The 13,293-nt window shown below is 69.1% G+C and carries 12 protein-coding genes; 1 reads left to right on the forward strand and 11 read right to left on the reverse strand.

The window, feature by feature from the left end:
- Window positions 1-24 precede the first annotated feature (24 nt).
- From ACNQQL_RS13380 to glyQ, 5 genes are read right to left on the reverse strand one after another with little or no spacing between them, the layout of a single operon-like run.
- Window positions 25-912 (reverse strand): M48 family metallopeptidase, encoded by an 888-nt coding sequence (locus ACNQQL_RS13380; protein WP_175962018.1) that lies wholly within the window; start codon window positions 910-912, stop codon window positions 25-27.
- A 46-nt stretch (window positions 913-958) separates the two neighbouring features.
- A complete protein-coding gene (locus ACNQQL_RS13385) occupies window positions 959-1,723 on the reverse strand; it encodes a lysophospholipid acyltransferase family protein (protein ID WP_347064369.1) in 765 nt (254 codons plus the stop codon).
- 43 nt (window positions 1,724-1,766) lie between these two features.
- Window positions 1,767-2,330, reverse strand: a complete 564-nt coding sequence (gene gmhB / locus ACNQQL_RS13390) for a D-glycero-beta-D-manno-heptose 1,7-bisphosphate 7-phosphatase (protein ID WP_034178978.1) — start codon at window positions 2,328-2,330, stop codon at window positions 1,767-1,769.
- 10 nt (window positions 2,331-2,340) lie between these two features.
- On the reverse strand, window positions 2,341-4,440 hold the full coding sequence (gene glyS, locus ACNQQL_RS13395; RefSeq protein ID WP_347064370.1) for a glycine--tRNA ligase subunit beta: 2,100 nt from the start codon (window positions 4,438-4,440) through the stop codon (window positions 2,341-2,343).
- A 22-nt stretch (window positions 4,441-4,462) separates the two neighbouring features.
- Window positions 4,463-5,467, reverse strand: a complete 1,005-nt coding sequence (gene glyQ, locus ACNQQL_RS13400) for a glycine--tRNA ligase subunit alpha (RefSeq protein ID WP_347064371.1) — start codon at window positions 5,465-5,467, stop codon at window positions 4,463-4,465.
- A gap of 322 nt (window positions 5,468-5,789) precedes the next feature.
- Here glyQ and ACNQQL_RS13405 point away from each other — a divergent pair, with 322 nt between their 5' ends.
- Entirely contained in the window at window positions 5,790-7,436 is a 1,647-nt protein-coding gene (locus tag ACNQQL_RS13405) for a hypothetical protein (RefSeq protein ID WP_347064372.1), read from the forward strand.
- A gap of 78 nt (window positions 7,437-7,514) precedes the next feature.
- Here the strand turns inward: ACNQQL_RS13405 and lnt are convergent, their stop codons facing one another.
- From lnt to ACNQQL_RS13435, 6 genes are all read right to left on the reverse strand, one after another.
- The gene (lnt, locus tag ACNQQL_RS13410) at window positions 7,515-9,206 is read right to left on the reverse strand and encodes an apolipoprotein N-acyltransferase (protein ID WP_347064373.1); all 1,692 of its coding nucleotides are present in this window, start codon (window positions 9,204-9,206) and stop codon (window positions 7,515-7,517) included.
- A 52-nt stretch (window positions 9,207-9,258) separates the two neighbouring features.
- Window positions 9,259-10,146, reverse strand: a complete 888-nt coding sequence (locus ACNQQL_RS13415; RefSeq protein ID WP_072443463.1) for an HlyC/CorC family transporter — start codon at window positions 10,144-10,146, stop codon at window positions 9,259-9,261.
- A gap of 305 nt (window positions 10,147-10,451) precedes the next feature.
- Window positions 10,452-10,601 (reverse strand): hypothetical protein, encoded by a 150-nt coding sequence (locus tag ACNQQL_RS13420; protein WP_347064374.1) that lies wholly within the window; start codon window positions 10,599-10,601, stop codon window positions 10,452-10,454.
- 70 nt (window positions 10,602-10,671) lie between these two features.
- Window positions 10,672-11,304, reverse strand: a complete 633-nt coding sequence (locus ACNQQL_RS13425) for a gamma-glutamylcyclotransferase (protein WP_347064375.1) — start codon at window positions 11,302-11,304, stop codon at window positions 10,672-10,674.
- Between the two features lie 12 nt (window positions 11,305-11,316).
- Window positions 11,317-12,093, reverse strand: a complete 777-nt coding sequence (gene ybeY / locus ACNQQL_RS13430; protein WP_175962011.1) for an rRNA maturation RNase YbeY — start codon at window positions 12,091-12,093, stop codon at window positions 11,317-11,319.
- A gap of 142 nt (window positions 12,094-12,235) precedes the next feature.
- On the reverse strand, window positions 12,236-13,279 hold the full coding sequence (locus tag ACNQQL_RS13435) for a PhoH family protein (protein WP_034178971.1): 1,044 nt from the start codon (window positions 13,277-13,279) through the stop codon (window positions 12,236-12,238).
- Window positions 13,280-13,293 lie beyond the last annotated feature (14 nt).

The raw sequence follows: 13,293 nt of genomic DNA on the forward strand, positions 1-13,293 counted from the left end.
CGTTTACAAACAAGACGTTGCGCGTTACAGCGACGGCAGCAGCTCGGGCGGGTGGTGCTTGAGCGTGTGCCGCGCTTCGCGGAACTCGGGGAAGATCGATTCGACGGTTTGCCAGAAGGCCGGGCTGTGGTTCATCTCGCGCAGGTGCGACAGTTCGTGCGCGACCACGTAGTCGACGATCGACATCGGGAAATGGATCAGCCGCCAGTTCAGGCGGATCTTGCCGTCGCTCGAGCAGCTGCCCCAGCGCGTCGCGGCCGACGACAGCGCGTACATCGAATACGTGACGCCGAGTTTTTCCGCATAGACCGCGAGGCGTTCGCCGAAGATCCGCTTTGCCTCGCCCTGCAGCCAGCCCTGCACGCGATCCTTGATCTGCTGCATGTCGGCCTGCGCGGGCAGCGGCAACGAGAGCCGCAGCGCGTCGGCGTCGAACCCGACGGCGCCCGCGCCGAGCGCGATCGTCACCGTCTTGCCGAGATACGGAAGCTGCGCGCCGTCGCGCCAGTCGATCTGCGGCAGCGCGCGCTGCTCGGTGCGCGTCTTCCACTCCGCGAGCTTCGCGAAGATCCAGCGTTGCTTCTCGGAGATCGCGGCTTCGATATCGGCGAGCGTGACCCAGCGCGGCGCGGTGATCGACAACCCGCTGCCGTCGATCGTGAAGCCGATCGTGCGGCGCGCCGAGCGCTTCAGGCGGTATTCGAGCACGCGGCTGTCGAGTGCGAACGTGCGCACGCGCGAACGGTCGGGCGTCGGGCCCGGATCGAGCGGTGCGACGGGCGCTGCCTCAGGCGGCGCCGGCGGCGTGGCGGGCGCCGACGGTGCGGCGGCCGGCCCGTCGAAGAGCGGCAGATCCATCTGGCGATGATCGAGAGCCACGACGGCTGGCCGTGGCCGCGGACGCTGTTTCATCAGTTCGCTTCTTTTTGACGTACGCAACGGCTGCAATCCGCGGGATTCAGACTCGCGCGGCATCGCGCGTGCCGGCATTGCCCGCCTGACGATACGCATCGGGATCGATACGGCGCATTTCCGCTTCGATCCATGCTTCGACCTGCGAGTTCAATGCATCGGGCGTCAGCCCGTCGACGGGAATCGGCTTGCCGATCGACACGGTAACGACGCCCGGGAATTTCGTGAACGAGTTGCGCGGCCACACCCGTCCTGCATTGTGCGCGATCGGCACGACGGGCGTGCCGGTTTCGATCGCGAAGCGCGCGCCGCCCGTCTTGTACTTGCCCTGCTTGCCGACCGGCGTGCGCGTGCCTTCGGGGAACATGATCATCCATGCGCCTTCCGACAGGCGCTTCTTGCCCTGGCGGATCACCGAGACGAACGCGTTCTTGCCTTCCTTGCGGTTGATGTTGACCATGTGCAGCATCCCGAGCGCCCAGCCGAAGAACGGCACGTAAAGCAGCTCGCGCTTGAACACGTAGCAGAGCGGCTTCGGCATCAGCGCCGGAAACGCGAGCGTCTCCCACGCGGACTGGTGCTTCGACAGCAGCACGGCCGGGCCGTCGGGCAGGTTGTCCATCCCTTCGATCCGGTAGCGGATGCCGTTCAGCCAGCGCACGACCCACAGCGTCGACTTGCACCAGCCGGCCGCCATCCAGTAGCGCGCATCGGGACGCATGAACGGGAACGCGATGAAGCACGCGGTGGCGTACGGCACCGTGTACAGGATGAAGTAGATCAGCAGCAGCAGGGAGCGGACGAAGCGCATCGGCGTGAGTCTGGCGTTGGGGAGGATGCGCGCGGCAGCCGCATCACTCGTGTTCGTGTGAAAGGAAATCGAGCGCAAATGCGCGCAGGTCGTCGTGGACCTTCGTGCCGGGCGGCAGGTTGCCGGCGGCGAGCGTCTTCTTGCCCTTGCCGGTCAGCACGAGGTGCGGCTGGAAGCCGACCGCGACACCGGCCTGCAGGTCGCGCAGCGAATCGCCGACGGCCGGTGTGTGACCGGGATCGATCTCGAAGCGCTCGGCGATCATCTGCATCATGCCGGGCTTCGGCTTGCGGCAGTCGCAGTGATCCTCGGCCGTATGTGGGCAGAAGAACACCGCGTCGATGCGCGCGCCGACCGCGGCCGCCGCGCGATGCATCTTCAGGTGCATCTCGTTGAGCGCGGCCATGTCGAACAGCCCACGACCGATGCCGGACTGGTTGGTCGCGACGACCACGCGATAGCCCGCGTGGTTGAGCCGGGCGATCGCCTCGAGGCTGCCGGGCAGCGCGATCCATTCGTCGGGCGTTTTGATGAACGCATCCGAATCGACGTTGATCACGCCGTCCCGGTCGAGGACGACGAGCTTTCGGGTGGGGCTGGTCGGCATCGTGCGGCCCTTATGCGGCGAGCTTCGAGATGTCGGCGACGCAGTTCATCTGCTGGTGCAGCGCCGACAGCAGCGCGAGACGGTTCGCTCGCAGCGCGGGATCTTCCGCGTTGACCATCACGTCGTTGAAGAACGTGTCGACCGGCGCGCGCAGCGCGGCGAGCGCCGACAGCGCGCCCGTGTATGCACGCGCCTCGAGCTGCGACTGCACGTGCGGCGTCACGGCCGCGAGCTGTTCGTGCAGCGCCTTCTCGGCGGCTTCGACGAGCAGCGCCGGCTGTACCGCGCCGTTCACGCCGCCTTCCGACTTCTTCAGGATGTTCGAGATCCGCTTGTTCGCGGCCGCGAGCGCTTCGGCTTCCACGAGAAGCGTGAATTCGCGCACCGCGTCGAGGCGTGCGACGAGATCGTCGACGCGCGTCGGGTTCAGGCTCAATACCGCGTCGACTTCGCCGGCCGAATAGCCGCGCTCGCGCAGCAGGCCGCGCAGGCGATCCATGAAGAACGCGAAGATCGCATCGGTCGATTCGGCGACGCCCGGCACGCCTTCGAAGCGCGCGTGGGCCGTGCGCAGCAGCGACACGAGATCGAGCGGCAACTGCTTCTCGAGCAGCAGGCGCAGCACGCCGAGCGCATGGCGGCGCAGCGCGAACGGATCCTTCTCGCCGGTCGGCGCGAGGCCGATGCCCCAGATGCCGACGATCGTCTCGAGCTTGTCGGCGAGCGCGACGGCGGTCGATACGGGCGTGGTCGGCAGTGCGTCGCCGGAGAAGCGCGGCTGGTAGTGCTCGGCGCACGCGAGCGCGACGTCGTCGGCTTCGCCGTCGTGGCGCGCGTAGTACGTGCCCATCGTGCCCTGCAGTTCCGGGAATTCGCCGACCATGTCGGTCAGCAGGTCGGCCTTCGCGAGGCGCGCGGCGCGCTTCGCGTGCGCGGCGTCGGCGCCGATCGCGGGGGCGATCTCGCCGGCCAGCGCCTCGAGGCGCTCGACGCGCGCGAGCGCCGAACCGAGCTTATTGTGATAGACGACGTTCGCGAGCAGCGGCACGCGGTCGGCGAGCGGCTTCTTCTTGTCCTGCTCGAAGAAGAACTTCGCATCGGCGAGGCGCGGGCGCACGACGCGCTCGTTGCCTTCGATGATCTCGTCCGGCGTCTTCGTCTCGATGTTCGACACGATCAGGAAGCGCGAGCGCAGCTTGCCGCCGACGTCGGTCAGCGCGAAATACTTCTGGTTCGTCTGCATCGTGAGGATCAGGCATTCCTGCGGCACCTGCAGGAACTCGTCCTCGAAGCGGCACGGATAGACGACCGGCCATTCGACCAGCGACGTCACTTCGTCGAGCAGCGCTTCGGGCATCACGACCGTGTCGCCGTTCGCGTGCTCGTTCAGTTGCGTGCGGATCGTTTCGCGGCGATCGGCGAAGTGCGCGATCACGCGGCCCTTGTCGCGCAGCGTGTCGGCGTAGGCGCGCGCATGCTGGATCGCGACGAGGCCGTCGGACAGGAAGCGGTGGCCGAGCGTGGTGTCGCCGGCGTCGATGCCGAACGCGGTGACGGGCACGATGCGATCGTCGTGCAGCACCGTCAGGCGATGCACGGGGCGCACGAACTGCACGTCGGAGCCGTCCGGGCGTTGATACGTCATCACCTTCGGGATCGGCAGCTTCGCGAGCGTTTCGTCGAGCGCGGCCTGCAGGCCGTCGGCGAGCGTCGCGCCGGCTGCCGAATAGTTGATGAAGAACGCCTCGGCCTTGCCGTCCTGCGCGCGCTCGAGATCGGCGATCGACAGGTTCGGGTGGCCGAGCGCCGCGAGCTTCTTCGCGAGCGGGGCCGTCGGCTTGCCTTCGGCGTCGAGCGCGACCGATACGGGCAGGACCTTTTCGCGGACCTGCTTGTCAGGTGCGACGGCGCGCACGTTCTGCACGACGACGGCGAGGCGGCGCGGCGTGGCGTAGCGTTCGAACACGAGTTCGCCTTCGACGAGGTCGCGCGCCGCGAGGCGTTGCGCGAGACCTTCGGCGAATGCGTCGCCGAGGCGCGCGAGGGCCTTCGGCGGCAGCTCTTCGGTCAGCAGTTCGACGAGCAGGGGAGCGGGATGATTGTGCGTCATGTTTGGAAGAAATCTCGTCTCGTCAGTCTTGGTCGATCTTGCGTTCGACCTTGAGCGGCGGCGCCCATGCCGGCTGCGCGGCGTCCTGGGCGTCGGTGGTGAGGCCCGGCACGCCCGGCGGGTTGCCGAGCATCGGGAAGCCGAGCTTCTCGCGCGAGTCGTAATAAGCCTGCGCGACGAGACGCGACAGCGCGCGGATGCGGCCGATGTACGCCGCGCGCTCGGTCACCGAGATCGCACCGCGCGCATCGAGCAGGTTGAACGTGTGGCCGGCCTTCAGCACGAGCTCGTACGCGGGCAGCGCGAGCTGCGCGTCGATCATCCGCTTCGCTTCCGCCTCGTAGTTGTTGAAGAACGTGAACAGCAGGTCGACGTTCGCGTGCTCGAAGTTGTAGGTCGACTGCTCGACCTCGTTCTGGTGGTAGACGTCGCCATACGACAGGCGGCGCAGCTCGGGGCCGTTCGGGCCATGCTCCTCCCACTCGGTCCACACGAGGTCGTACACGTTCTCGACCTTCTGCAGGTACATCGCGAGACGCTCGAGGCCGTACGTGATCTCGCCGAGCACGGGCTTGCAGTCGAGGCCGCCGACCTGCTGGAAATACGTGAACTGCGTGACTTCCATCCCGTTCAGCCACACTTCCCAGCCGAGCCCCCATGCGCCGAGCGTCGGGTTTTCCCAGTCGTCCTCGACGAAGCGCACGTCGTTCTGCTTCAGGTCGAAGCCGAGCGCTTCGAGCGAGCCGAGGTAAAGGTCGAGGATGTTTTCCGGCGCCGGCTTGAGCACGACCTGGTACTGGTAGTAGTGCTGCAGGCGGTTCGGGTTCTCGCCGTAGCGGCCGTCCTTCGGGCGGCGCGACGGCTGCACGTATGCGGCGCGCCACGGCTCGGGGCCGATCGCGCGCAGGAACGTGTGGACGTGCGACGTGCCCGCGCCGACTTCCATGTCGATGGGCTGGAGCAGGGCGCAACCCTGCTTGTCCCAGTAGGACTGCAGCGTCAGGATGATTTGCTGAAACGTAAGCATGAAGAGCCTTCGAGGCGCTGGCGCTCCGTTGCGGGCCGCGCTCCGGGCAGGGCCCCGAGGGTCGGCTCGCGCGGCGGCGCGGCTTGTTAGTGTGCTGAAACGCGTAATTTTACCGGATCGGCGACCGGATGCGGCCGGAACGCTGGCGAGGCCGCTGCCGGCCCGCTTCCTGCGGCCTGCGCAAGCGTGGCCCCATGCGCTCCGCGCGGGCGCATGCGGCCCGTCGCGACGCGCGTGTCGCGCCGCTTTGCGCGGGCGTTAAGATGCGCGTATTGCGGCTCGCGCGACGCGTGCCGCGTCACCGCTTGCAGGCTCCGATCGCATGGACGACCCGACCGACATCCTCATTCCGCTGCTTCCGCCGTTCCTCGCGCTGCTCCGGCACGCCGCCGATGCGCAGGCGCGCGGCGAGCGCGCCGCGCACGATCTGTGGCTCGCCGCAGCCGCCCATCTACACGCGGTCGACGCCGATGCGCTCGCGCAGCTCACATCGACGCTCGTCGCGCGGCAGCGCACGGCCGACGCGCTCGCGCTCGCCGAATGCGCGGCGCGCGTGCGGCCGGGCGCGGCCGCGCACTTCAATCACGGCTATACGCTGCAGATCGCCGGCCGTCACGCGGACGCGGTCGCGCCGTACCGTGCGGCGCTGGCGGCCGATGCGGGCTGGCCGTCGCTGCGCAACAACCTCGCGATCGCGCTGCGGCTGTCGGGCGGCGACCGCGCGGAGGAGATCGCGCTGCTCGACGCGGCCGTGAACACCGATCCGCGCGACGTGCAGGCGTGGATCAACCTTGTCGTCGCGCGGATCGCGACGCACGACCTGGACGGCGCGCTCGCGTGCGCCGCGCGGCTCGCCGACCTCGCGCCCGACAACGCGCTCGCGATGAACAACGTCGCGATGGCGATGAAGGAGGCGCAGCGCTGGGACGACGCCGAGCGTTACGCGGCGCGTGCGTGCGAGCTGGCGCCCGACGACGCGTCGTTCCGTTTCAACCTCGCGATCATCCAGCTCGTGCGCGGCAACCACGCGGCCGGCTGGCGCGGCCACGAAGCGCGCTGGGACGGCGCGGGCGAGCTGCGCGGCCGCCGGCCGGCGCTGCCGGGCCCGCGCTGGCAGGGTGAGCCGCTCGCGGGCAAGACGCTGCTCGTATGGGGCGAGCAGGGGCTCGGCGACGTGCTGCAGTTCTGCCGCTTCGTCACGCCGCTCGCCGAGCGCGTGCATCGCGAGGGCGGCCGGCTCGCGTGGAATACGTTCCCCCAGGTGGGCACGCTGATGCAGCGCAGCCTGGGCGCGCAGGCGGACGCGTTCGGCGCGGGCGGCGGCGTCGACGCGCTGCCCGCATTCGATTACGAAGTGCCGCTGATCGGCCTGCCGCTGATGCTGGGCATGGAAGCGTCGACGCTTGCGTCGTCGGTGCCGTACCTGCGGGCCGATCAGGATGCGTGCGATGCGTGGCGCGCGCGGCTCGCGGGCGACCGCCGGCTGAAGGTCGGGCTCGTGTGGACGGGCAGCGCGGGCCACCAGCGCAATCCGTTCCGGCGTGTCGGGCTCGAGCGTTATGCCGACGCGTTCCGCGGGATCGACGGCGTCGCGTTTTATTCGCTGCAGCCGGGCGCGGATGCGGATGTCGCGGCGGCGCGTGCAGCCGGCTTCGCGATCGAGGACTTCACGGCGGAGCTGGCGAGCTTCGACGATACGGCCGCGTTCATCGGCGCGCTGGATGTCGTGATCACCGTGTGCACATCGGTTGCACACCTGTCGGGCGCGCTCGGTGCGCGCACCTGGGTGCTGCTCGACGTGAATCCGCACTGGCCGTGGCTGCTCGAACGCAAGGACAGCCCGTGGTATCCGACCGCGACGCTGTATCGGCAGCGGACGTTCGGCGCGTGGGAACCGGTGATGGAGGAGGCGAGCCGCGATCTGCGGAGCCTGGCCGCGCAGCCGGCTCAATCGGTCCGGCAGGCCTGAGCGGCCGACCGCGTTGCGGTCGCGGGCCGCGTCGCGCGGCGGCGGCCTCCACGCGGCGCGCGGCGGCCGCCTGTTGCGTCATGCGTGCCGGTCGTCGTCGGGCTTCGGGCCGTTGCGCCGGCGCAGCCCCGGCCCGAACGTGAAGCCGAACGCAAGCAGCACGAACGACACCGCGAGCACGATGTTGTTGCCGCTCGTCACGTACGGCGTGAAGCCGCTCGTGCCTTCGATCCGCACGTCGAGCGAGCCGATCGTGAACGGCTTCAACTGGCCGAGCACGCGCCCGTGCGCGTCGATCGCGGCCGTCATCCCGGTATTGGTCGAGCGCAGCATCGGCCGGCCCGTTTCGAGCGAGCGCATCCGCGCGATCTGCAGGTGCTGGTCGAGCGCGATCGTGTCGCCGAACCATGCGAGGTTCGTCACGTTGACGAGCACGCCGGGCGGCTGCGGATTGTCGCGGATCGTTGCGGCGATTTCCTCGCCGAACAGATCCTCGTAGCAGATGTCGGCCATCACGGGCTGGTTGTGCACGAGGAACGGTTTCTGCACCGGCGCGCCGCGCGCGAAATCGCCGAGCGGCATCTTCATCAGGTCGACGAACCAGCGGAAGCCCCACGGAATGAATTCGCCGAAGGGCACGAGGTGGTGCTTGTCGTAGTGATAGATGTCGCGCGAGTTCGGCGTCACGCCGTACAGGCTGTTCGTATAGTCGACGTAGCGGCCGTCCTCGGTCACCGACGCGCCGACCGCGCCGAACAGCACGGCCGAACCGGTCGTGTCGCTGAACTTGCGGATCGCGACGGCGAACGGCTCGGGCAGTTCCTGGATCATCACCGCGATCGCGGTCTCGGGCGTGACGATCAGGTCGGCCGGCTTCTCGACGATCATCTGCTGGTACATCTTGATCGCCGCGTCGATGCCTTCCTGCTCGAACTTGATGTCCTGCTTCACGTTGCCCTGCAGCAGCCGCACGGTGAGCGGCGCGTTCGCGGGCACGGTCCACGTGACCTGCGACAGCCCGAGGCCGGCCGCGACGAGCGCGACGGCGACGCCGGCCGGCGCGGCGATGCGCACGCGCGCGTTGCCGCCGGTGCTGCCTTCACGTGCGGGCGACGGGCGCGCGGCGGCCAGCGCCTGCACGACCAGCGCGGCGAACAGCGCGAGCGCCCACGCGATCCCGTACACGCCGACGATCGGCGCGAAGCCCGCGAACGGGCCGTCGACCTGCGGGTAGCCGCTCGCGAGCCACGGGAAACCGGTGAACAGTGTGCCGCGCAGCCATTCGCCGAAGGCCCACGCGCTCGCGAACGCGAACGCGCCGTGCCAGGTCGGCGAGAACGGCCGCGGGTCGGGCGCGCGGCGATGCCACGCATGGCCCGCGCAGAACGACCACAGCCCGGCCGAGAACGCCGGGTACAGCGACAGGTACAGCGAGAACAGCAGAAGCGCGCCGCCCGCGAGCGGCGCGGCCATCTCGCCGTACACGTGCATGCTGATGTAGAGCCACCAGACGCCGCTGATGAAGTTGCCGAAGCCGAACGCGCCGCCCGTGAGCGCGGCGCCGCGCCAGCTCGACGTGCGCGTCAGTTGCGCGAAAAACCAGACGAATACGGCGAGCTGCAGCCAGCCGCCGTGCGGCGTCGGTGCGAAGCTGAGCGTATTGGCCGCGCCGGCGAGCAGCGCGGCCGGGTAGTGCCAGCGCGGCAGCGCGCGGCCGGGTGCCGGCGCGAGAAGGCCGCCAGCCGGGCGTGACGGGATCGGATCGTCCATGTGAAGCGGAAGTGGGCGAGCGGTTGAAGGAGACGCGGCTGGCGCGGGACGGTCAGTCCTCGTGCGAGGTGTCGGCGCGACGGCTGGCGAGCGGGTTGCGGCGTACCAGCAGCACATGAACCTGGCGCGCATCGCCGCGCTGGATCTCGAACACGAGGTTGCCGAGCTGCAGCTTCTCGCCGCGGTGCGGCACGCGTCCGAAATGATGAGTGATCAGGCCGCCGATCGTATCGACTTCGTCGTCGGGGAAATCGGTGCCGAACGCCTCGTTGAACTGTTCGATCTCGGTAAGCGCGCGCACGCGGTAGCGGCCGTCCGGCCCCGCGATGATGTTGCCGGCTTCCTCGTCGAAGTCGTATTCGTCCTCGATGTCGCCGACGATCTGCTCGAGCACGTCCTCGATCGTGATCAGGCCCGCGACGCCGCCGTATTCGTCGACGACGATCGCAAGGTGGTTGCGGTTCACGCGGAAGTCGTGCAGCAGCACGTTCAGGCGCTTCGATTCGGGAATGAACACGGCCGGGCGCAGCATCCCGCGCACGTCGAACTCTTCTTCGGCGTAGAAGCGCAGCAGATCCTTCGCGAGCAGCACGCCGATCACGTTGTCGCGGTTCTCCTCGAACACGGGGTAGCGCGAGTGCGCCTTTTCGAGGACAAACGGGATGAAATCCTCGGGTTTGTCGGCGATGTTGATCGCGTCCATCTGCGCGCGCGGCACCATGATGTCGCGCGCGCACAGGTCGGATACCTGGAACACGCCTTCGATCATCGACAGCGAATCGGCGTCGATCAGGTTGCGTTCGTGGGCGTCCTGGAGGATTTCCAGCAGCTCGCCGCGGGATTCGGGCTCGGGCGAGATGAAGTCGGTCAGGCGCTCGAGGAGCGAGCGCTTTTCTTGCGGTTTGTCGGTTGGCTTACGACTGGGATACGAATCGTTCATGGTGGTGCGCCCGGGTCGTGCCGGGGCGCGCTGTCACGGAGTAGGCAAGGATACACCAAGGGCACGACGCGACCGTGTCACCCCGGCCGTGCGGCCAGGGTGCGCGGCCCGCGCGGGCCTGCTCGCGGACGGCCGCGCCGGGCGCGGCATCGTCCTCGTGTCCATCCTATCCCAGAAAAGGGCGGCGGCGCAGCAGCGGCAAAAAACGGATGCGGGAAGGGTGGGTGCGACGCGGAAAGGCGACCGGCCGGCCGGTCGGTGCCTGGGCGGCATTCTGCCGCATGCGATCGCGCCCGGCGCGCGGCTCAGAACCGCATTCCGGTCGAGCAGCCGCCGGCTGCCCCGCCGTTGCTCGCGGCGCCGCCGCAGCCGATTATTCCGCAGCCGGACAGCGCGACACTCGCGGCGACGATCAGCGCGGCGACCTTGCAGCGCGACCAGTGTGACGGTTTCATCGGCAGGAACCTCGTTCGAATGCGCAGGGAGCGCGGTTTCGCGCAGCGGCAAGCCGGGCGTCGCGTTGCGTCACCGGCATCGCGCGAGCAGCCCTTCCAGCGCGCGATCGGGGATGCCGCTCGCGCGCAGCGCGTCGACCGTGCGGCTCACGTAGTCGAGCGTCGTGCCGTAGCGGCCGGCCGCGCAGCCGAACACTTCCTTTACGACGGCGTCGGACAGCTTGCCCGTATAGGTCGGCGCGTCGCGGCGCATCACGAACGCGAGCGCGTTCACGCGCTCGCCGTTCTCGAGCGAGCACGGCAGCCACGCGGGCCGGTACGAACCCATCGGCATCTCGCGCTTCCACAGCGTCTCGAGGTGCGGCTGCGCGGTCGGGCCCGCGAGCCGGAACGCGATGCCCGAGCACGAGCCGCCGCGATCGAGCGCGAGCACGAGGCCCGGACGTTCGGGCGTGCCGCGGTTCACGCGCGACCACGGGTAGAGCCCGCGATGGTAGCCGTGCACCTTGCCGCGCACGGCGGCGACGGTCGGCAACCCCGGGTTCCAGATCAGCGAGCCATAACCGAATAGCCAGAGGTCCTGCCGGCCGTCCCAGTCGCGCATCGTGTGCGCGAGCGACGCCGCGAGCTCGTCTTCCGTCAGCAGCCGCCCGTCGCCGATCGACGGCGGGTAGGCGGGCGGGAGCATCGCGGCGTTGCGCATCGTGCGGCCGGCTTACTGGTACGGGTTCGGGAAGCCCAGCTTCGCGAGGATGTCGACTTCGAGCGCTTCCATTTCGGCTGCGTCCTCGTCGCTCGTCTCGTGGTCGTAGCCCTGCGCGTGCAGCGCGCCGTGCACCAGCAGGTGCGCGTAATGGGCCGTGAGCGGCTTGCCCTGGTCGTGCGCTTCCTGCTCGACGACCGGGCAGCACAGCACGAGGTCGCCGATCACGGTGCCGTCGGGCGCCGCGTCGTACGCGAAGGTCAGCACGTTGGTCGGGTAGTCCTTGTGGCGGTAGCCGGCGTTCAGCGTGCGACCTTCGTTTTCGCCGACGAAGCGCACGGTGAGCTGCGCGCTGGCGAACAGCGCCGGCTCGATCCATTCGGCGATCAGCTTGCGCTTGGGCAGCGTCTTGCGCACGTCGCTCGTGATTTCGTCGCCGTATTGCACGGACAGGTCGAGTTCCGGCTCGCGCAGCGCGCCTTCGATTTCGTCTTCGCGCGGCGCGGGCTCGGCGCCCACGTGCAGCGTCACGCTGTCGTAGTGCTCGGGCTGCAGCGCCAGCTTCGCGCGCATCTCCGGATCGTTGTGCTGCGCGACGATCGCGACGGCCGCGTCCCCCGAGCTGCCCGACAGGTCGAACATCAGGCTGCGGCCGTCCGGGAAGTCGATTCGCAGCCCCAGTGCGTTGACGGTCCGGGCCTTGCCCTTCGCATCGAACAGCGAAAGACGGGGGGATTCGGGCGCGGCGGACTGGGTGCGGCCGGACTTGCGAGAACGGGAGGATTTCATGACACGTGGGGCGATTGGAACGCGTTGAGGATACACCAAACGGCCGATCGCGCCCGAATTCGCGCGGGCGAAAAAAGGCCCGGCGCGCCGTCTGGCGGGCCGGGCCGGCAGGCCGGGGCAGCGCGCGGGCGCCGCCGGCCGGTCAGCCGTCCTGGTGCTGCGCGTGGAACTCGTCGTATGCCTCGACGATGCGCGCGACGAGCGGATGGCGCACGACGTCCGCGCTCGTGAAACGCGTGAGCGCGATGCCGCGCACGCCGCTCAGCACCTGCTGCGCCTCGACGAGGCCGCTCTTGTGGCCGCGCGGCAGGTCGACCTGGCTCGTGTCGCCGGTCACGACCGCCTTCGAGCCGAAGCCGATCCGCGTGAGGAACATCTTCATCTGCTCGGGCGTGGTGTTCTGCGCCTCGTCGAGGATGATGAACGCGTGGTTCAGCGTGCGGCCGCGCATGTACGCGAGCGGCGCGATCTCGATCATCTGGCGCTCGAACATCTTCGCGGTCTTGTCGAAGCCGAGCAGGTCGTACAGCGCGTCGTACAGCGGACGCAGGTACGGGTCGACCTTCTGCGCGAGATCGCCCGGCAGGAAGCCGAGCCGCTCGCCGGCCTCGACGGCCGGGCGCGTCAGCACGATCCGCTTGACCTGGTCGCGCTCGAGCGCGTCGACCGCGCACGCGACCGCAAGGTAGGTCTTGCCGGTGCCGGCCGGCCCGATGCCGAGCGTGACGTCGTGCGACAGGATCTGCTTCAGGTATTCGCGCTGCGCGGGCGTGCGGCCGCGCAGGTCGGCGCGCCGCGTGTAGAGCTTCGGCCCCTGCTCTTCGAGCGCCTCGTCGTCGAGCTGCACGACAGGCTCGTCGAACGGATGGTCGGGGTCGCCGCGAAAGCGCACGTCGAGCGTGTTCTCGCGGCCGTTGCCGGCGGTGTGGCGCACTTCGACCAGCGCGAGCTGGATGTCGTCGACCGACAGCGGATCGCGCGCGCGGTTGTAGAAGTTATCGAGCGCCGCGAGCGCGAGCTTGGCGCCGCGCCCGCGGATCGTGATCCGGTGGCCGCGCCGCGCGAGCGTCACGTCGAGCGCCTGTTCGATCTGCCGCAGGTTTTCGTCGAGCGGGCCGCAGAGATTGGCGAGGCGCGCGTTGTCGTCGCGCGGCGCGATGAATTCCAGGGGGTGGGCGGGCTTCAAAGTGGCGTCGGGCT

The sequence above is a fragment of the Burkholderia sp. LFS061 genome (assembly GCF_047978125.1).
GTDB lineage: Bacteria > Pseudomonadota > Gammaproteobacteria > Burkholderiales > Burkholderiaceae > Burkholderia > Burkholderia pyrrocinia_C.

Excerpts from the sequence above, each read along its gene's own strand:
- ybeY (WP_175962011.1), bottom strand. The coding sequence starts at position 12,093 with ATGAAATCCTCCCGTTCTCGCAAGTCCGGCCGCACCCAGTCCGCCGCG.
- ACNQQL_RS13415 (WP_072443463.1), bottom strand. The coding sequence starts at position 10,146 with ATGAACGATTCGTATCCCAGTCGTAAGCCAACCGACAAACCGCAAGAA.
- ACNQQL_RS13380 (WP_175962018.1), bottom strand. The coding sequence starts at position 912 with ATGAAACAGCGTCCGCGGCCACGGCCAGCCGTCGTGGCTCTCGATCAT.
- ACNQQL_RS13405 (WP_347064372.1), top strand. The coding sequence starts at position 5,790 with ATGGACGACCCGACCGACATCCTCATTCCGCTGCTTCCGCCGTTCCTC.
- glyQ (WP_347064371.1), bottom strand. The coding sequence starts at position 5,467 with ATGCTTACGTTTCAGCAAATCATCCTGACGCTGCAGTCCTACTGGGAC.
- ACNQQL_RS13420 (WP_347064374.1), bottom strand. The coding sequence starts at position 10,601 with ATGAAACCGTCACACTGGTCGCGCTGCAAGGTCGCCGCGCTGATCGTC.
- ACNQQL_RS13425 (WP_347064375.1), bottom strand. The coding sequence starts at position 11,304 with ATGCGCAACGCCGCGATGCTCCCGCCCGCCTACCCGCCGTCGATCGGC.
- lnt (WP_347064373.1), bottom strand. The coding sequence starts at position 9,206 with ATGGACGATCCGATCCCGTCACGCCCGGCTGGCGGCCTTCTCGCGCCG.
- glyS (WP_347064370.1), bottom strand. The coding sequence starts at position 4,440 with ATGACGCACAATCATCCCGCTCCCCTGCTCGTCGAACTGCTGACCGAA.
- gmhB (WP_034178978.1), bottom strand. The coding sequence starts at position 2,330 with ATGCCGACCAGCCCCACCCGAAAGCTCGTCGTCCTCGACCGGGACGGC.
- ACNQQL_RS13385 (WP_347064369.1), bottom strand. The coding sequence starts at position 1,723 with ATGCGCTTCGTCCGCTCCCTGCTGCTGCTGATCTACTTCATCCTGTAC.